The following is a 19,893-nucleotide window of genomic DNA, read 5'->3' as shown; positions in this document are numbered from 1 at the left end:
GTGAGAGTGCAATCGATTACTATTTAATTGCGTACAGATGTAAACCGAATAATTAAATTCGAGCTATAATGTTCATATATTTGTAAAACTTTATTTCCGTGTGAATTAAGTGTTTTTAGGTCGTTAATATGTATTGTTTGTCTTAAATATTTATTTTGCACCTCAGTTACTTAGAGGTAATTGCGGGCTACTTCACATAATGATAATTATGTTTTTAAAGAAATGGGTAGTATGGCGTTCCATTATATGTTGATGTGATTCTCATTATTTTAATTTATACCGTGAAATATAGAGTTATTTGTGATTCAAAGCATAAATTGAATTTATCTTAATTTGTAAAACTAAAAAACTTTTGTATTGTAATTCCAGATTTGAAATTTAATTACTTTATTTATTAGGAATGGAATCATGTTGAAAAGAACGCTTCTTTCTACAGTTATTATGGCAAGTTTAGCGGCTTGTTCTTCTACTTCTTCTGAGCAATCAACAGTTAACCAACTGGCTGAAAACCTAGATGTTAACTACACAGTTATTACTAACCAAGGTGCTGATGACGGTCTTGCATGTAAAGACCTTCAAGCTGAATGGGCATCATGTAACAAAGTAAACATGACAATCACTAACACTGGTGAAGCGGTTGATTCAGCTGATTGGACAATTTACTTCCACAGCATTCGTTTAATTCTAGATGTTGAAAATGACCAATTTAAGATTACTCGTGTAACGGGTGACTTACACAAACTTGAACCAACAGATAAGTTTGATGGTTTTGCTGCTGGCGAAGAAGTGGTTCTTCCACTGGTAGCTGAGTACTGGCAGTTATTTGAAACTGACTTCATGCCAGGTGCATTTGTAACGGCTCCAGGTGCTGAAGCTCGTAATATCATTTCTTTGGATACTGAAGATACTGGCGAATACGTAGATGAAATTATCGGTGTTCAACTAAAACGTACTCTTGCTGATAACAACGTTGTAGCAACAGCAAACACTCGTTTTGAGAAAAACGCTGATGTAGCTGAAGTTGATGCGTCTTCTCATATTATTCCGACACCGTTAAAAACAACGCTAACGAACAAAACCGTTGATTTAGCAAAAGGTATCTCTATTACAGCAAACGGTATTGATGCAGACCAACTTGCTGCATTAAACCAACGTGCTGAACTTCTAGGTCTTGAAACTTCTGGTGAATACCCAGTATCAGTTTCTGTAGATAAGAAGCAATTCAAAGATGGCGTATCTGGCGCATACAAACTAGATGTGACTGAAGGTAAAACAACGGTTGTTGCTTTTGATGAAGCAGGTGCGTTCTACGGTGTTCAATCTTTATTAGCACTAGTAAGCCTAGATAGTTCAGAAATCCCGACTCTAAACGTAGAAGATGCTCCACGTTTTGAATACCGTGGCGTAATGGTTGATGTTGCTCGTAACTTCCACTCAAAAGAAGCGATTCTTGCGACAGTTGACCAAATGGCAGCATACAAACTTAACAAATTACATCTTCACCTAACGGACGATGAAGGTTGGCGTTTAGAGATCCCTGGTCTTCCTGAACTAACTGACATCGGTGGTAATCGTTGTTTTGATGAGTCAGAAACATCTTGTCTACTGCCTCAGCTAGGTTCAGGTGCTGATTCAGATAACTTTGGTTCTGGTTTCTTCACAACAGAAGATTACCTAGAGATCCTAACGTACGCGAAAAACCGTAACATTGAAGTGATTCCAGAAATCGATATGCCAGCTCACTCACGTGCAGCAGTTATGTCAATGGAAGCTCGTTACGCACGTCTTGCCGCTGAAGGTAAGATGGAAGAGGCGAATCAATACCGCCTGATGGATCCAAAAGACGAATCAAACGTAACAACGGTTCAGTTCTACAATAAACAAAGCTTCATTAACCCATGTTTAGATTCATCTGCAACGTTTGTAGATAAAGTGATCACTGAAGTTGCAGCAATGCACAAAGCGGCTGGTGTTCCTCTATCAACATGGCACTTCGGTGGTGATGAAGCGAAAAACATCAAACTTCACGCTGGTTTCCAAGACATCAACGATGAAGAAAAAATCGCATGGAAAGGTGACTTAGACTTATCTAAGCAAGACTTCCCATTTGAAAAATCACCACAGTGTCAGTCTCTGATTGCAAGCGGTGAAGTTGCAGATTTCGAACATCTACCAAGCCATTTTGCTGAACAAGTATCTAAAATTGTTGCAGCTAAAGGCATTCCACATTTCCAAGCGTGGCAAGATGGTCTGAAATATTCTGAAGGTGCTAATGCATTCGCAACTGAATCAGTACGTGCAAACTTCTGGGATACTCTATACTGGGGCGGTGGTGCTTCAGCGTATGAGTGGGCTGAAAAAGGTTACGACGTAGTTATCTCTAACCCAGATTACGTTTACATGGATTTCCCATATGAAGTTGACGCAAAAGAGCGTGGCTACTACTGGGCAACTCGTGCAACAGATACACGTAAGATGTTCGGTTTCGCACCAGAAAACCTACCTCAAAATGCGGAAACATCAGTTGACCGTGACGGTAACGGCTTTGAAAGTGCAGGTACAGTAACACCTAAGAAACCTTTCTACGGTCTGTCTGCACAACTTTGGTCAGAAACAGTACGTACTGATGAGCAATATGAGTACATGGTATTCCCACGTGTTATCGCAGCAGCAGAGCGTGCATGGCATGAAGCGTCTTGGGAAAATGAATACAAAGCAGGTGTTAAATACTCTCTAGAAACAAACCTAGTGAACAAGAAAGCACAGCTTACTGATTGGACGAACTTTGCAAACACTATGGGTCAACGTGAATTAGCGAAGCTTGAAAGAGCGGGTATTGATTACCGTCTACCAATCCCTGGTGCAGAAATTGCAAACGGCGAACTAAGCATGAACATTTCATTCCCAGGTGTAACGCTACAATACTCTGTAGATGGCGGCAAAACATGGGCTGCATATGATAATGCGAACAAACCAAAAGTAACGGGTGATGTTCAAATTCGTTCAGCATCATTTACTGGTGAGCGTGTTAGCCGAGTAACTAGCGTTAAATAATTACGCTAGAAAAAATTAGAAACAGTCATTAAATAACCAAACGGCACTTCTTTGTAGAGGTGCCGTTTTTTAAGATCATAATGTCAATATCGATTAACTTGTTGTCGTTTTTTGAGTTAATTTTTGTGTTTGCTTCTTAGTTAAGATAAACAAGATACTCAATGTGGCAACGTAAGCAATTAACTGAGCTAAGCTTGGTTTTTCGGTATAACCAAAAATGACATGAACGAAAAGACCGAACCAATTAGTGTGGTGATCAAGTAACGCTGTACTGTTCCATAATGGATTTATTATTGGGTTGATTAATCCTGCAGAGGTGAATTTACTTACCGCATTCATTGCCATACCAGCAGCTAAAAATGACATTAATACCGCGAAGAAATTGAATACTTTCCCTAAGTTTATTTTGATAAAACCAAAGTACATTGCAACACCACAAACAATAGCACCCACCGACCCAACTAAACTGCCAGTTAATATGGATAACCCAGTGATTTCACTGTCACTTGTAAGGCCTAATAGAAACAGAACGACTTCGATTCCTTCACGGAAAACACAAAAGAAAGCGACTAAACTTAAAGAAAATAGAGGCTTGTTGCTACTTTTAATGTCACTAACAGAAGCTTTAATTCCTTGCGAGGCTTTCATTCCATTTGATTTCATCCAAATAACCGTATAACCGATGAGAATACTTGATAGTGCTAGAATGATCCCTCCTGTCATTTTTCCTTCTATTAATGTTGTGATTACCTCACTATTTAAAGCGGTAATAGCAAGTAATAAAGAGATCAAAATTCCGACACTTGTACCACCTAAAATCCATCTTGTTCTGTTTGGCATCCCTTTGGTTGCGGCTAAAAGTAAAGATACAATAATGGCCATTTCTAGCCCTTCCCTAAATACAATCGTCATACTTGCAAACATAAAAAACATCCTGATTCGTTGAGTTAAATCATGCTAATACAAATCATTATCAATTTCATTTGTATTTATGAAATCTTAAATTGATAAAATAAACAATTAAAAAAATCAGGTATACATCAAAAATGAAATCAATCTTTTAATATTTTAAAAGCGAACCATTATGCGGCTAACATGAAGTAAATGACGCGATCTTGATGCTAAAATATGTAATATACTCATGATTGCATCATGCTTTGTTTGAATGTGTTAAATATGTATTTAAAATGAACCTTTAAAGGTTTACTATATTCCCAATGAATTATTTATCGAATCATCAGTATTGATAAGTAACTAAAACTACGGAATGTATTATGGCTATTTCTCGACGTACTTTTTTAAAAACATCCATTGCTACAGCAGTTGTTGCTGGTGGTGGTTTAATGGTTTATCCGGCTTCGAAATTCTTTGATGATGAAGATGTCGAAGTGATCCCACATGCAAGTCACTGGGGTCCATTTAATGCGATAGTAAAAGCAGGTGTACTTGTTGGTATTCAACCGCGTAAAGAATTAGACGCTATGCCAACCGAAATGTTAACGGAAGGGCTGATTGGTCGAGTTTACGATAAAACTCGTGTTAAATACCCTATGGTAAGGGCATCTTATCTCGCTGATCCTAAAGGTGATACCAAACCACATTTACGTGGAAAAGAACCTTTTGTGAGAGTGAGTTGGGAAACCGCATTATCTCTAGTGGCAGGCGCCATTCAAACTACGGCAACAGATCATGGTAATGAGGCTATCTTTAGTAGCTCTTATGGTGGTTGGTCGCACGCAGGCTTAATGAGACCGCAAGTATTACAAGGTCGTTTTTTCAATCTAATTGGTGGACAAAGTACGACTACGGGTGACTACTCAGGTGGTGCCTCTCAGGTTATTCTTCCTCATGTTATTGGTGATATGGAAGTGTATTCACCACAAACAGCGTGGCCTGTAATTAAAGAAAATACCGAAATATTTGTACTAATAGGCTGTGACCCTTGGAAAAACAACCGCATCGAGTTTCGAGTTGCCGATCATCAGATGTATCCACATTGGAAGCAGTTTGCCGAAGATGGGATCAAATTCATCTCAATTAACCCACAGCGAACCCGAACAGATGATGAGTTAGATGCGGAATGGGTCAAAATTGTGCCTAATACCGATACCGCCTTATTCTTAGCCATGGCGCAGCATGTGTATGTTAATGATCTACATGATACCTCTTACTTAGATCGCTACACCGTAGGGGCAGATAAATACATTGATCATTTAATGGGTAAAACTGACGGGGTGGTTAAATCTCCAGAGTGGGCAGCGAAAATTACAGGGATATCGGTAGAAGATATTCAGGCAATGGCGATTAAGTTCGCAACCAGTAAAACTCAGTTTGCGGCTGGATGGTCGCTGCAAAGAGCCGATCATGGTGAGATGATCCATTGGGCAATTATTAACTTTGCAGCGATGTTAGGGAAGATTGGTAAACCGGGGGAAGGGGTTGGTTTTAGTTGGCATTACGGTAATGGTGGTATGCCTCAATCAGGGAAAACATTGCCAATTGGCTTGTCTCAAGGTAAAAACCCAGTCAGTGCGATTTGCCCAGCATCTCGCATTTCTGAAATGTTAATGAACCCAGGCAAAACCTTCACAAGAGATGGCATTGAGTACACCTATCCAGATGTCAAAATGGTGTATAACGCAGGCAACAATCTACTTTCACATCAACAAGATACCAATCAACTGATTGCAGCACTGAATGACAAAGTAGACACCTTTGTATGCCAAGATCCATGGTGGTGTGCATCGTCGCGTTATGCTGATATTGTTTTACCTGCAACCAGTACGTTAGAGCGAGATGATCTCTCCTCTGGTGGGACTTACAGTAACGATAAAATTTATGCGATGCGTCAGGTGATTCAGCCTTACGGGGAAAGTTTAGATGACTTTGAAATTTTCCGAAGATTAGCTGAAATATTTAACGTTGAAGATAAATTTACTGAAGGGTTGTCGTTTGATGAGATCTTAAAACGAGCCTATAAAGCCTCTTCTGCAACGTTATCGTTTGATGAGTTTTGGAAAAATGGCGTCGCTTTATTACCAGTGCCACAAGAAGCAAATCAATGGGTAAGACATGGTGATTTTTATCAAGATCCAGAGAAGAGCCCACTGCATACGACATCAGGAAAAATAGAACTATATTGCCAAGATATCGCCAATTTTGATGTGAAAAATTGCCCGCCAATGCCAACGTTTTTAGAACCGTTTGAATATCTTGGTAACGCAAAGCCTAATGAAGTTCATGTTGTTAGCCCACATCCTTATATGCGGTTACATTCACAACTGGCAAATACAGAGGTTCGTAAATACGAAAGTGTTCAAGGACGACAATACGTACTTATTAATGATAAAGATGCAGAGAAGCACGGGATTCGTTCTGGCCAATTAGTTGAGATATTTAATGAACGTGGTCGAGTGATTGCTGGAGCGAAAGTCTCTGATCAGATTATGCCCGGCGTGATCAGTTTAGAAGAAGGGGCATGGTTGCAATTTGATAGCCAAGGACGCTGTAATAGTGGTGCTATTAATGTATTAACCTCCGGTAAAGCATCAAGTGATTTAAGCCAAGCGACGACGGCTAATACGTGTCTGGCTTATATTCAACGTTGTCGAGATCCTGAATCACCCAATTTAGCGTTTGAGCCACCAAGAATTGTCACGGTAGATACCGATCTTCAGATTGATAAAGTAAACGCAACCCTAGGTCATGATAATGGATTAGGCAGTGAGACAAAACAAAGTGTCGGTGAAGCCTTATTTTATCAGCGTTGTACCATGTGTCATTCAGCCAAAGATCCCAAGCAGTATACTAAGGCTCAATGGCGTGGCATCACTCAGAGCATGTTTCCTCGAGCAGGGTTAAATCCACTAGAGCGAGAAGAGGTGATGTCTTTTCTAGAAGCTAACGCTAAAGATTCAAACTAAATTACTGTTATTTTAAACAAACGGCACTTCTTAGAGGTGCCGTTTTTCTTTTCTTTTCTTATATTTATTGGGTTTTATCCAGTCTTATTCTATGCTTGTTAATTAAGTGTTAAATGTGAGGTTGGAGAGATATAAATGGATTTAAATAATGTATCAATCAAAGGGCGATTATTAGGCAGTAACCTTGTTATTTGCTTTTTATTAGTGGCGCTAAATGTGGTGGTGTATCAGTCCATTTCGACCATGGAAAGGGCGTCAAAATGGGTAGAGCATACTGAAAAGGTTATCGAAAATAGTAAAGGCCTAGTGAGTTCAATGGTCAATCAAGAGACCGGTCTGCGAGGATTTGCAATTGCAGGACAAAGTGATTATTTAGAACCTTATATAGCCGGAAAGGCGGATTTTAAAACCTATTATCAAACAGCAAAAAACTTGACCTCAGATAATCCTGCGCAACAAGTTCGTTTTGATGAAGTTGCAGCACAAGCAAAAAATTGGTCGGAATATGCGGAATCTATTATCCAATTAAGAAAAAATATTCTGGAAGGGGAAGACGTTAATAATCAGCTTACAGAATTAATAAAATCGGGCGTCGGTAAAAATAAAATGGATGGCCTGCGTGCTGAAGTCGACACGCGAAGTTTTGGAATGGTCGGGAATATTATTATTAATGCCATGGTTAATATGGAAACGGGCTTAAGAGGTTACATTCTTAATCGTGAAGAGCAATATTTAGAACCATATTATACTGGTCTAGAAGTGATTAAAAAACAAAATCAATTTATAGAAGGGACGGCGCTATCTAAACATGTAAATGGATGGATAAATGATTATAGTGAAAAAGCGATACCTCTTGTAAAAAAATCAAATGACTACAAAACAATGGCAGATCTTTATATCGAGCTTGATAAAAAGAAAGGCAAAATCTATATGGATGACCTTCGTAGTAAGGTCTCGACAATTATAGATATTGAAGCGGGCTTAATGGTTCAAAGAAAGGTTGAATCAAGCAGTGCTGCTACGATGGCAAATAATGTCATTATTTTTGGTAGTGTGATTGTTGTTATAATAGCTTTTCTTTTCTCATACTCAACAGCGGTGAGTATTACAAAACCAATTCAAAAAGCGGTTGATTACGCTAAACAATTAGCGGCAGGTGATTTGAATATCAATGTTGGTAAGCAAGGCTCTAATGAATCGGGAACATTACTACTTGCGATTCAAACGGTTTCAAACAACCTAAAAGAAATGATTGGTCAGATAGCAGATACCAGTAATAAATTGAATGAATCATCAAGTTATCTAAGCAATGCTCTGGATAAAACAGGGAATGGTGCGAAAGAGCAATTAAGTCGAACAGAGCAAATTTCAGACGCAATGCAGCAGCTGTCTATTGCGGTTCAAGAAGTCTCTCAAAATACGGTGAATGCAGCACATGTCGCGACGAATGCAGATGAAGAGGCACAAGCTGGCTTTAGTGTGATTCAAAATACCATTCAACATATTGGGCAATTGGATGAAGAGATAAAACAAACCTCTTCCCAAATTACAAATTTAGCGGAAGAAACTAATAATATAGGTAAGATCTTAGAGGTTATTGGGGGCATTGCAGAGCAAACTAATCTGCTAGCACTTAATGCTGCGATAGAAGCAGCAAGAGCTGGTGAGCAGGGCAGAGGCTTTGCTGTGGTTGCTGATGAAGTTAGAGTATTAGCAAAACGAACTCAAGAATCAACAACGGAAATTCATACCTTGATAGAACGAATTCAAAGTGGCACAAATGGGGTTGTCACAAGCATGGAGCAGAGTACTAGTCTATTAACCTCAAGTATTGATTCAGCTAATAAATCAGGCGATGCATTTTCTTCGATTACAGAATCAATTACTAAAATAAACGATATGAACACGCAAAGTGCAAGTGCCTCAGAAGAACAAAGTGTTGCTACTGAGCAAGTGAATGAGAGTATGCAAGCGGTGAATGGGATCTCTCAAGAAAACCATACAATTATGATGGAAACGGTTAAATCTTGTGAAGATCTAGCTAAGTTATCAATTGTTTTAAATGACACGGTGAAGCAGTTTAAGATGTGATTACTTAACATGCAAAGTCTAACATTTAGCCCCCTTTCATTAGGAATGAGAGTGGGCTTTTTTGTATTTCGTTTAAGTGGATTTTTTATTAAAAAATGTTAGGTATAAACATGGAATAACAATAAGCACCACTGGTAAAGAAAATAGCAATCCATATCCAAGTGTTAAAGACATTGGCCCCATATACACATCAGTGCCACCTAAGCCATAAGCTAGAGGCAATAAACCAACGACTGTTGTTATTGATGTGAGTAAAATAGGTCTGAATCGACTGCTTGCAGCTTCAATAACCGCGTCTAGCGTACTTTTACCATCAATGATTAACTCATTAATTTTATTTATAAGCACTAGTGAGTTATTTACCACAACACCAGTCATGCCTAACACGCCAATTAAGGCAAATAATGATAGTGCTTGGTTATGAATGAATAATGCCATCAATGCTGAAATAACGGCAAAGGGGATCACTGTCATAACGAGTACTGGTTGTAATAATGAATTAAACATAATGGCTAATACAAAATAGATACCTAATAAACCTGCCGGGAAAGCGATCATAAATCCACTCATGGTTTCATTAGTACTTTCTGCTTCGCCACCGGCCTGTATTGTAATACTGTTTGGGTACAAGCCCTGTAAATCTGTAAGTAGTGCTTTACTCAATGCGACTGAAGACAGATCTTCATTAGTAATCTGTGCCGTGACCACGACCTCTCGCTCTCCGTTAAAGTGCTGAACTAAACGTGGAGCATTGATACTCTCAACTTTAGCTAAGCGACTTAATGGAACTTGAGCACCGTTTTGAGTATACATTTTGGTTGTTTTAAGTTTTTCAATATTACGAAAATCTTCATCCATGATAACTCTAATATTAATCTCCTGATCACCAAGCCATGTCGACGTTACACTCTCCCCCTCAAATGCAATACGTAATGTAGAGGCAAGATCTGCGGTTGTTAAGTTATAGCGAGCTAACCATTCATATTGGGGAATAATTTGTAATTGAGGATCTTTTAATTCTTCATTGTTGGTCACTTTATTTAAATCGGGATGTTTTTTTAGCCATGACATGACTAATTGAACCGTGGCGTTTCGCTCCGAATCGGTTCCACCTAGAACCCTTAACTCTACGGGCTCTCCTGGAGGAGGACCGCCGGCATCAACAGACAACTTTATAAATGATAGCGTCTCAATACCTTTAAGCTGAGACTCTAAATCATCAATTATTTCATTAGCTGTTCGGTGACGATTTTCAAAACTAGTTAATGCGATTAAGCCTGTGCTAATTGGGCTTGAATAGGTCATCTCTACACTTTTTAATTCACTGTCAGGCAAAGACATAATGATTTGTTCAAGTTTATCGTGCGCAGAGCGGATTTTATCTATGGGTGTTCCTGGTTTAACTTCAGTATAGATTTCAATGTATTTAGCGGCCTCTGAAGGAAAAATATCCAGTTTTAAGCTTGTTACTAACCATGCAGAAGACAATAGGCTAATAACCGAGATAGCTAAGATGGTTTTTTTAAACTGCAAGCAGCGAATTAATAAGTTCTTATATCGTTCAGTAATGATTTGAAATTTGTCTGGTCCTGTTTCTTTTTTCTCTTTTTTCGTCAATGATTTTGCTAGATGAGCTGGTAGGGTAAAAGTACATTCAGCAAGAGAAAATAATAAAGCGGCAATGACAGTAACAGGAACAACATAAATAGCTTTTCCCATAGTTCCAGGAATAAATAACATAGGAATGAAAACGAGAGCTGTCGTTGTTAAACTGGCTATAATTGGTTTTATTACTTTTTGTGTTCCTGATATTGCAGCATCTAATGCATTAAGCCCTTTCTCTTTTTCTTGATAAATGCTTTCAGCAACAATGACTGAGTCATCCACAATAACACCGATCACAAGCAGTAATGCAGCTAACGTAATGCTGTCTAAATTCATGCCTAGCATAGGTAATATAGCCATTACCCCTAAAATACAAAATGGGATAGACATCGAAACCCAAAATGCAATTTGGCGTTTAAGAATCAAACTAAGTACGACTAAGACAAGAGCAAGGCCAATCAAACCATTGGTTGATACGATTGAAAACTTATCACTCATATCATCAGCAAGATTTAATCCATAATCAAAGTTGAACTGTCCATCAAATCTCTGGTTTTCTTTTTCAAGTAATGATTTGATATTATCAACCGTAGAAATAATATCTGCACTAGCATTATTTGTTACGTTAAATAAAATCGCATTTTGTCCATTGATAACCCCTTTTTGCGTTGCTTTTTCAAAAGTGTCGATAACGGTAGCAACATCACCTAATCGTATTAAAGAACCTGTTGGTAATATTTTAATGATTGTCTGTGATAGTTCATTTGTTGATTGCACTTGCGTCATAGTTACAATTTTTTGCTCACTGTTCCATGACTCAACGACACCACCAGAAAGCGATAGATTGCGATTGTTTACTGCGTTAATGACTTCGTTAAATGTCAGTTTATAGCGGCTGACTTTGGTTGGGTCAACCTCGATCCAAAATTCACGTTCGTTATAACCAGTTATAGATATAGCGCCAACACCGGATGTGTTTTTCAGTTTCTTTTCTAATTGGCGGGCATAGTTTTGTAAAACACTTTCTTTTTCTTTGCTCTTTTCACCAATATAGCCGACACCAAAAGTAAGTACCTCAAAAGAAGAGGTTCCTCGTTGGCTTACCATTGGTGGGTTCGTAATATCTTTAGGTAAACCATTAACACGATCTACCGCTTGCTGAACATCTCGAATCACTTTATTCATATCACTTGCCGGATTTATCTCAACGCTGATTGCAGATAAACCGTCAGATGACTGAGAGGAAAATAGGGTAATACCTTCAACAGATTTCAACTCTTTTTCAATTAAGTTAGTGATGTTGATTTCTACATCTTGAGCGGTGGCTCCGGGGTAGGCCGTAGTTATGTCTAATTCTTCAAAAGCCACATCAGGGTATTCTTGCAGGTTCAAGGTACTTAACGATGCTGCACCGATGAATAGCACCATAATTGTCATGATGCGTGCAAGAAAACTGCGTTGGGCAAAGTAACCAATAAATGAGTTCATAACTTAGCCTTATTGAGAATTTGAAATGGTTGTTGAAGCATGAATTGACATTCCAGGTTTTAGTTGATGATTTGAATTTTCTATTTCTACGTCAATAGGGTAAGCAAAGGTCTGTGGATCAATTTCGACACCAATTCGCTTAATTGATGACGTTATTTTCATGCTTGGGTTTGTTTCTGGCCATATTTCTATCGATTGGCCTACATTAAGTTCAGCTATATCAAATTCACTAGCAAGTAGGCGAATAGTTAAAGTATCAATATTGACGACTTGGTAGAGTAAATCGCCTTGATTTACCCAAGTACCATCCTCAACAGCTCGGTTAACAACATAGCCATCAATTGAAGATGTGATAGCTGTCCTCTCTAAATCCAGTTGTGCTTTGTTTAGTTCAATCTTTGCTAGTAATACATTGGCCTTAGCGCTGTCATAGTCGGCAGAGGCAATATCTAATTCATTTTGCGATAAACTGTTTTTCTTTTTTAATTCTACATAACGTGTAAAAAGTGATTTTTTTAGTTTCAGATCCGCTTGAGCAAGTAATAAATTAGCATGCTGTTTATTTACATCTAGTTTGAAATCTTGAGATTTTATTGTCGCTAAGACGGTATTTGATATGATTTTTTCACCTAACTCTATATCTGCTTTCTCGATCATTCCGTTAATTTCAGAAACTACATTAAGTGGACTTTTACTTTGAGTCTGTCCGATTAACTCAACCGCAAATAGTGTCGGAGAGGTAAGGATAGAGGTTAGGGTAAGGGCAAATACTGTATTTTTCATAATAGAATCCTTAGTGATATAACGGAAGTATGTAATGTTCAATGTCGTTTTTTTGTCAAAGAGCACGACATTTATTCGACAGATATTTGATAAGATGGGGGGACGTAGCAGCAAGGTAGAGGCAAAGATGTTTACAAATAAACGAATATTAGTTATTGAAGACAATGAAGAGCTTCAAGGAGTATTGGCTGACTTTTTAGAGATCAAAGGTGCAGAAGTAGATTTTGCTAGTAATGGAGAGTTAGGGTTACAACTCGCTTTAAGTCATGCTTTTGATGCCATTATTCTAGATGTAATGTTACCTAAAAAAGACGGTATGACAGTAGCTAAAGAGCTACGTGAACAAGGTTGTGTAACACCAGTATTAATGCTGACGGCCTTAAATGGTCAAGATGATTTGGTCAAAGGGTTTGAAAGTGGAGTTGATGACTTTGTGAGTAAACCATTTAATTTTATTGAACTTGAAGTGCGACTATTGGCATTAATAAAACGTTTTCGAGGAGAGGTTGCAAGTACTCAATTATCCTTTGGTGACCTTCATGTTGATCAAAGCAGTCATAAAGTCATTCGTAATAAGCAAGAACTTATGCTCACTCCTGTAATGTATCAGATTATTGTGAAGTTGATAAAATCTGCTCCAGAGATGGTAACAAGAGAAGCGTTAATTTATGAAATCTGGGGAGATGATGCTCCAGATAAAGATATTTTACGTAGTCATATTCATTTATTAAGAGCAGTGTTAGATAAACCATTCAGTTATCCGATATTAAAAACAGTGCCTAAATTTGGTTTTAAATTGGAGCTACCATTATGAATTGGAGACAACGTATTTTTCTATCTAGATCAACGCATTCAATTGAAGATGTAAAAAAACGATTGTTGTTTACTTTTTCTGTCATTTCTCTGAGCTCTGCTTTTTTTGTTTTTTTTGGATTCTCGTTGCACTTAGTTTTTAATGAGGATGCACAAGTTGAATACCACTTGCAGTCATTCGAACAAATTGCAAAGGATCATTATGCTTTAGTTAAAGAAGATAAAGTACAAATTAGTCCTAACATTACAGCGTATTACTCAGAAACGGCGTTAGATGGTAAGCTTCGTCACAATCTGCCTTACCAACAGGCTCAAGTCAGTAAGTTCAATACGTTCGATGAAGATGGTTATATGGTTTATCATGATTTTTTTTATGATGAAGAGGGGCAATTAATCCCTTTATTTTTAACCATTGGCACTCGTTCTATCGATTTCGGCGATGATGTATGGGATACACTCATGTTGTTGTCATTAGCGTTAATGATCTTTTTAATTAGCTTTTTACGTTTCTCATTACGTCGTGTATTTGATGGGTTAATGTCGCCTTTATCCGAATTAAGCCTACAGTTAGAGAATAAAAAAGAAGATGAGTTTGAGGTATCAGAACGCTCAATTGATGAACTAAAGCAGTTTACTCGCCATCTTAATAATTATAAGCAAATGAAAGAAAGGCTTGCTAAACAAGAATTGATGTTTGCGAAATATGCGAGCCATGAATTGAAAACACCTATTGCTGTTATATTAGGCGCGGCAAATCTTCAGGCCATGAAAGAAGATGATATGGTATTTCAAGCGAAACAACGAGACCGAATATTACTCGCAGCAAGTAATATGCAAACGACAGTTGAACTATTGTTAAGCATTGTTAAGCAAGAAAATATGAACCAAGAAGAATGGCATGTGATTAATGACGAAAACTTGGGGTTAAATACCTATAAAAAGCAATTATCAGGTGGTGTTGAATTGATTACTCGAATTGATAGCAGTCAAAAATACAACATGTCTCCAGCCGTGATCCGTATGATTTTGAAAAATCTGATCGATAATTCCATTCGCTTCACTTCAGTCGGTTCAATTACAGTGACAGTAAATAATCAGAAAATATCAGTGGTCGATACAGGAAAAGGTCTCGATGGCTTACCAGAAACAGATCATGGTTTAGGGTTGTTAATCGTACAACGCTTGTGTAAAAGTTATGGTTGGACTTTTGAATTGAACAATAATATTTCTCCTCAAGAGCAAGGCTGCTCTGCGGTACTATCTAGATAAATACTTAATTGATAAAAAGCCCTTACGTTTGAGAAAGTAAGGGCTTTTTATCGATTGTTTTTCGTGTTGGTATTAACTTTCAGGCACCAAGTTTGTTCAGAAACCACTTTTTGATTTTTCCGCCATCATAATTGGCTTCGATTGCTTTTTTGCCATTAGTATAATACCTGGTGTATTGAACGTCTTTTTCGCCGTTGTCCTATTGTTAGTGATGGTCCTAGTTGAGAATGCTGTGCATATTGATTTTGCGCAATGTGTTGATCTGATAAGGTGTAATCCCAAAGATCATTTGCGACACCTTTAATAATTTCTAAGGCTGATAGGGTTTCAGGAAGTAATTCTACTTTAACATTTATATTCATTTTCTTTTGTAATATTACGCCTTCATAAGTAATTCCTTTTCTTATAGAAACTAATTTTCCATCTAATTAATTTAAGCTGGATATAGCATTATCTTTTCTTTGTATTAACCTCTCTCTATATTACATATATTAATTTACATCCTATATATTTATCATTTTATTATTATTTGGAATTGTTTCCCTATGATATTACTGATAATGAAGCTTTATTGTTAATCCGTTATTTAATAATAAAGGATATGTTATGAAGTTTTTTGAGAAAAAGAATAAACCGATTTCACCTCAATACTTGGATGGGATTATAAGAGGTTTAAATTATGTTGCTAATTGCGCAAGTGATATGAGCTTATCTCATTATAGTAACTTGATTTCACAATATTTTGATTATGATGAAGAACAAAAAATACATAAGCCTAAAGTCATCCAGTTAATGCTAGATGATGAGCATCAAATAACGATGCCTTTAATTGCTATTACTGATGCGAAAGGGCTTTATCTTGATGAGCTAAACGTTGATTTTTCTGTACGAGTCACTGGTATTGATGCTGATAATTTGCAACAACAAGTTCAAGGTACATATCCAAAGTTAATTGTAGATATTGCACCAAGTCATCGCAATAAAGATAACATGAGTAAAGATATTATTGATTTTAAAGTGAAATTTAAATCAAGAGACTCTCCTGAATGTGTGATGAAAATTATTGATAAATTTAACTCCCAGGTTATCCCTCAAAAAATTGTTTCAGATCCGTCATCAAAGATGACACCTCCCGAAGTTTAATACTTCACATTAGATAAAGGAAAATAATATGGCTTTAGAAAGTATGAAAAATCAATTTACAGGTTTACCAATGGAAAGCTTAATTGGTTCACCTTTAAAGGCAGCTTGTGACTCACAAATTATGTTGGCACGTTCGACTGTTAATTTTATTCAAAATGTTGGTTTTGATGGTGGAAAAACACGTGTGGCGGATTTTTCTTATGTCCGAAATGTGGTTATAGGTAAAGATGGCTTAGATAATGATATTATTGAACAAGAAAAAGTGGGCCTAGAGGTTCCTGTCCTTGCGATTGTTAATGTACCAAGTTTAATGGTTGATGAAGTTGATATTACATTTGATATGGAAGTCAAATCATCAGAAAGTCATCATGACACAGAAGATAAAAAAGGAGAGTTTTCTGCAAAAGCATCAGTAGGGTGGGGACCCTTCAGTATGACAGCGAGTGTTTCAGGTAGCATTGCGTCGCATAAAGAAAATACTCGCTCAAGTGATAACTCTGCCAAATATCATGTTGAAGTACATGCATCACAATCTAGTACGCCTGAAGGGTTGATGCGTGTATTAGATATTATAGGAGGTTCAGTTGCGCCAAAGTCTATTGAGCGTTCTAGTAAGATGAATGCAAATAGTAAAAGTGCCATTGCAGTCGTTCAGGCTCGAAAAAAAGTAGTGAAGGCTAAAGCTGATTTGGCTCTACAACAAATGAAATTAGAACAAGCCAAGCTAAAGACACCCGAAGGTGATACGGCTGAATTAGAAAAAAAGACAAATGAATCAAACATCGCGGTTGTAGATGCTGAAATAGAATTACACGAGGCAAATATAGCTTTACAAGACGACAAAGACGCAAATACAAAAGAAAGCAAGAGTGATGCATAAATAAGGTAATAATATGCTATCAGATAAAAATTCTTCAGTATTAGATTTGGCGGATGTTCGCTATATAGAACGAATCGTTATTGGTCGTTATAATCCCAATAACTCTGATGATGATGGTTTTATGCAACGACAAATAGATAAATTAAATCATTGTCTAGATATTTGTCCAAAAGGTATTTTGATTGGTAAAGATTCTGGGTTTAAAGTGATAAAAATAGGTGAGAATACAGTTATATCTCAACAAGTTGCTTACCATATAGGATTTAAAAGAAAACCAACGCTATAATAATTAGGGGGAGTTTTTCCCCCTAAAATTTTATTTTTTTATATTACCGATGTGCCTAACACTTAAGTTAAAACGAGTTGCTAGCTGAGATCGTGAAACACCTTCCATACTTGCGTTTTTTATTAATTTATTCCTAACTTGTCGATCTAGATGCTCTTGTTTAGGCACTTCAATAGTTGAACCGCCATAATTGGCACATAGACGTTTAAGCGCTGTTTCATTCATAACATGTTTCATTTCGGTTCTTGATGGATTTTTTGCTATATATTTTATTTTTCCGCCGTAATGACAAAGAAATGTATACGTATCAACTGGACCAATTAACTCAATCAATTCTTTAAGTTGTTTTGGTAGGGTCTCTACATTTATTTTTAATAGAAATGATTCGATGAGGTTGTTGCGTTTTTTATTCATTATTAACTCCTTTCTTGTTGTTAATAAGGAGATGGAATCAGTTTACAACAACAATAACTATGAGGAAATATTTCCCTGTTAAAATGAAATAAAATTTGATTTTTTTATTATTACGTTGCAATAAAAAGATATACAGCTTTATTTTATTGATTTTTCAATACGATTTTTAGTGCTGTGGATTTGCTTTTTTGGTTATATAAAATAAATTACGTTTTTTATTACATCGTACAATATATAAGTTTTTTATTTTTATGTGAAGTACTTAACAAAATCTAATGTTAAACTACGGACGTTTTCTATATAGAATGACTTTGCCGACTAGAACCCAAAAACCCTTGTACCATAAGGCATAAGGGCTTTTTTATTAATACTAAACAGGTTTTATGATTAACTTTCAGGCAACCAAGTTTGTTCAGAAACCACTTTTTGATTTTTGAAAGTGAGTTGCTCTACTTTATCACCATGGTTATTCCAATGAGTTACTGAACCATCTTTGATTTTTCCGTCATCGTAATTTGCTTGTGTGGCTTTTTTGCCATTAGCGTAATAGCTGGTGTATTGGCCATCTTTTTTACCATCATCATAATTAATGGTTAAATTCTTCTCGCCATTGTCGTACCAACGCGTTGCTTGACCATCTAACAGATTATTCTGGTAAGTAAATTCTGTTTTCTTCTGACCATTTGCATACCAGGTTTGCATCTGGCCATTTAGCTTACCGTTTTTGAAGTTAAGTTTTGATGCCATCTGGCCATTTGGATACCAATTGGATTCGGTGCCTATTTCTAATCCTTTGTTAAATTGTGCTTTGGTTGATATTTGTCCATTATCGTATTTTTGAACAAATAACCCTGTATACGGACTTTCTTGGTTCACTTGATAAGCAACACCATTACGCATTTGTAAGTAATCAACAGAACTTTCTTTTGGTGCTGTTGCGGCGTAACTGGCGCCAGATACTGTACTTAGAGCAATTAGAACAGGAATATATTTCTTCATTTTGGCACCTCATTTTTTGCTAATATTTCACATTGACTGGCTATGTTGTTTTGACTTATTTCGCTTTCATCATTTTTATTTTTTTGATGTTGAAGCTAAGCTGTCATTCAATATTCCACTTATTTTTAGTAATGTCAGTACCGAATTTTGTAGTCATACTTTTCATTAATGAGGTGTGAATTTAGGGAACTTTCCGTGTTTCTTAAGGTAGTACTAATGATTATTTTTCACAAATTCTAAAAAAGTACGGTCTGCTTTTGATAGATAACCATTCTTTCGCCATGCAATTGAAATATCTAAAAAGATAGGCTCACTAAAGGGAATTGAGACAATATCAGGTTCGTTTTCTGTGGCTAATTCAAGCAAAGCACTAATGGCAAAGTCTCGTTTTACTATTTTTAGAATGACAGCTAATAAATTGGTTTCAAAAGAAAAATTAGCCGTTAGGTTTTCTTGTTTGCAAATAGCATCTAGCCTTGCACGATGAAAGTAACCTTGCTTAAACATGACTAACTCTTGAGAGAAGAACTCTGAATAGGAAAGACTTTTCTTATTGGCAAATTCATGGTCAGTACTCACAACTGCCATCATTTGTGATCGCAGTAAATGATCGGAATCTAATTCATCAGGCAGGTCTCTCACTTGGGTTATCCCAAGATCAATCTCGCCATCAAGTAGCATTTTTTGTATTGATTGTGCACCAGCTTCTACCATCGTGAGCTTTAATTTTGGATAACGGCTCTTAAATGCCATTAGTACTTCTGGAAAATAGTAAGTTCCCATAATACTCGGTACGCCGAATCGAACTTCTCCTTTCTCTAACCCCCTCAGTTCTTTCATCGCTAAACTGGCATCATCGAGTTGTTGTAAGATCAGTTTTGCATGACTAAGCAGCGTTTCACCTTCGTGAGTTAGGGATATTTTTCGTTCGTGACGACGAAATAGCTCAAGTTCTAATTCAGTTTCTAATTTCCTAATTGCTACACTTAATGCGGGTTGAGCTATATGTAAGCTCTTAGCTGCGTGAGTGATGTTTTTATGCTCTGCAACTGCGACAAAATACTTTAATAATCGTGTATCCATACCTACTTAACCGCCATAATCAAAAGTTATCAAATCAATAATTATTATATATTTTCACTATT

Annotated in this window: 14 protein-coding genes; 8 read left to right on the top strand and 6 right to left on the bottom strand. The window is 36.9% G+C overall.

From position 1 onward, the window contains the following. Nucleotides 1-408 precede the first annotated feature (408 nt). Entirely contained in the window at nucleotides 409-3,054 is a 2,646-nt protein-coding gene (locus tag AC2INI_RS14685) for a beta-N-acetylhexosaminidase (RefSeq protein WP_162922417.1), read from the top strand. Nucleotides 3,055-3,147: 93 nt separating this feature from the next. Here AC2INI_RS14685 and AC2INI_RS14680 read toward each other — a convergent pair whose 3' ends face one another. Continuing rightward, nucleotides 3,148-3,978 carry an FTR1 family iron permease gene (locus AC2INI_RS14680; RefSeq protein WP_486306234.1) on the bottom strand — a complete coding sequence of 277 codons (831 nt, stop codon included), beginning with the start codon at nucleotides 3,976-3,978 and terminating at the stop codon, nucleotides 3,148-3,150. Between the two features lie 350 nt (nucleotides 3,979-4,328). Between AC2INI_RS14680 and AC2INI_RS14675 the strand changes: the two genes are divergently transcribed. Both AC2INI_RS14675 and AC2INI_RS14670 read left to right on the top strand, forming a co-directional pair. Next, on the top strand, nucleotides 4,329-6,977 hold the full coding sequence (locus AC2INI_RS14675) for a molybdopterin-dependent oxidoreductase (RefSeq protein WP_486306233.1): 2,649 nt from the start codon (nucleotides 4,329-4,331) through the stop codon (nucleotides 6,975-6,977). 135 nt (nucleotides 6,978-7,112) lie between these two features. Next, nucleotides 7,113-9,068 carry a CHASE3 domain-containing protein gene (locus AC2INI_RS14670; RefSeq protein ID WP_486306232.1) on the top strand — a complete coding sequence of 652 codons (1,956 nt, stop codon included), beginning with the start codon at nucleotides 7,113-7,115 and terminating at the stop codon, nucleotides 9,066-9,068. Nucleotides 9,069-9,140: 72 nt separating this feature from the next. Here AC2INI_RS14670 and AC2INI_RS14665 read toward each other — a convergent pair whose 3' ends face one another. Both AC2INI_RS14665 and AC2INI_RS14660 read right to left on the bottom strand, forming a co-directional pair. After that, nucleotides 9,141-12,161 carry an efflux RND transporter permease subunit gene (locus tag AC2INI_RS14665; RefSeq protein ID WP_486306231.1) on the bottom strand — a complete coding sequence of 1,007 codons (3,021 nt, stop codon included), beginning with the start codon at nucleotides 12,159-12,161 and terminating at the stop codon, nucleotides 9,141-9,143. A 9-nt stretch (nucleotides 12,162-12,170) separates the two neighbouring features. Next, nucleotides 12,171-12,944 (bottom strand): efflux RND transporter periplasmic adaptor subunit, encoded by a 774-nt coding sequence (locus AC2INI_RS14660; RefSeq protein ID WP_486306230.1) that lies wholly within the window; start codon nucleotides 12,942-12,944, stop codon nucleotides 12,171-12,173. A gap of 127 nt (nucleotides 12,945-13,071) precedes the next feature. On the opposite strand from AC2INI_RS14660, the gene AC2INI_RS14655 reads away from it, so the two are divergent. The 5 genes from AC2INI_RS14655 (at nucleotide 13,072) to AC2INI_RS14635 (ending at nucleotide 17,335) form a co-directional block, all read left to right on the top strand. Then, nucleotides 13,072-13,758, top strand: coding sequence for a response regulator transcription factor (locus tag AC2INI_RS14655; RefSeq protein WP_486306229.1), 687 nt, complete (start codon nucleotides 13,072-13,074; stop codon nucleotides 13,756-13,758). Beyond that, nucleotides 13,755-15,026, top strand: coding sequence for a sensor histidine kinase (locus tag AC2INI_RS14650; RefSeq protein WP_486306228.1), 1,272 nt, complete (start codon nucleotides 13,755-13,757; stop codon nucleotides 15,024-15,026). The genes AC2INI_RS14655 and AC2INI_RS14650 overlap by 4 nt, the downstream gene beginning before the upstream one ends. Nucleotides 15,027-15,632: 606 nt before the next feature. Continuing rightward, nucleotides 15,633-16,169 (top strand): DUF2589 domain-containing protein, encoded by a 537-nt coding sequence (locus AC2INI_RS14645; RefSeq protein ID WP_486306227.1) that lies wholly within the window; start codon nucleotides 15,633-15,635, stop codon nucleotides 16,167-16,169. A gap of 28 nt (nucleotides 16,170-16,197) precedes the next feature. Then, nucleotides 16,198-17,049 (top strand): DUF2589 domain-containing protein, encoded by an 852-nt coding sequence (locus tag AC2INI_RS14640; RefSeq protein WP_486306226.1) that lies wholly within the window; start codon nucleotides 16,198-16,200, stop codon nucleotides 17,047-17,049. 13 nt (nucleotides 17,050-17,062) lie between these two features. Next, the gene (locus AC2INI_RS14635; protein WP_122032168.1) at nucleotides 17,063-17,335 is read left to right on the top strand and encodes a hypothetical protein; all 273 of its coding nucleotides are present in this window, start codon (nucleotides 17,063-17,065) and stop codon (nucleotides 17,333-17,335) included. 30 nt (nucleotides 17,336-17,365) lie between these two features. Here AC2INI_RS14635 and AC2INI_RS14630 read toward each other — a convergent pair whose 3' ends face one another. The 3 genes from AC2INI_RS14630 to AC2INI_RS14620 form a co-directional block, all read right to left on the bottom strand. Further along, the gene (locus AC2INI_RS14630; RefSeq protein ID WP_122032167.1) at nucleotides 17,366-17,749 is read right to left on the bottom strand and encodes a Mor transcription activator family protein; all 384 of its coding nucleotides are present in this window, start codon (nucleotides 17,747-17,749) and stop codon (nucleotides 17,366-17,368) included. Nucleotides 17,750-18,136: 387 nt separating this feature from the next. Further along, on the bottom strand, nucleotides 18,137-18,748 hold the full coding sequence (locus tag AC2INI_RS14625; protein WP_486306225.1) for a toxin-antitoxin system YwqK family antitoxin: 612 nt from the start codon (nucleotides 18,746-18,748) through the stop codon (nucleotides 18,137-18,139). A gap of 213 nt (nucleotides 18,749-18,961) precedes the next feature. After that, complete coding sequence (locus tag AC2INI_RS14620) at nucleotides 18,962-19,831, bottom strand: LysR family transcriptional regulator (RefSeq protein WP_486306224.1); 870 nt, start codon at nucleotides 19,829-19,831, stop codon at nucleotides 18,962-18,964. Nucleotides 19,832-19,893: the final 62 nt, after the last annotated feature.

Source organism: Aliivibrio friggae (assembly GCF_057368515.1).
Note: the sequence above shows the minus strand (reverse complement) of the source record. Positions and strands in the feature narration are given on the sequence as shown.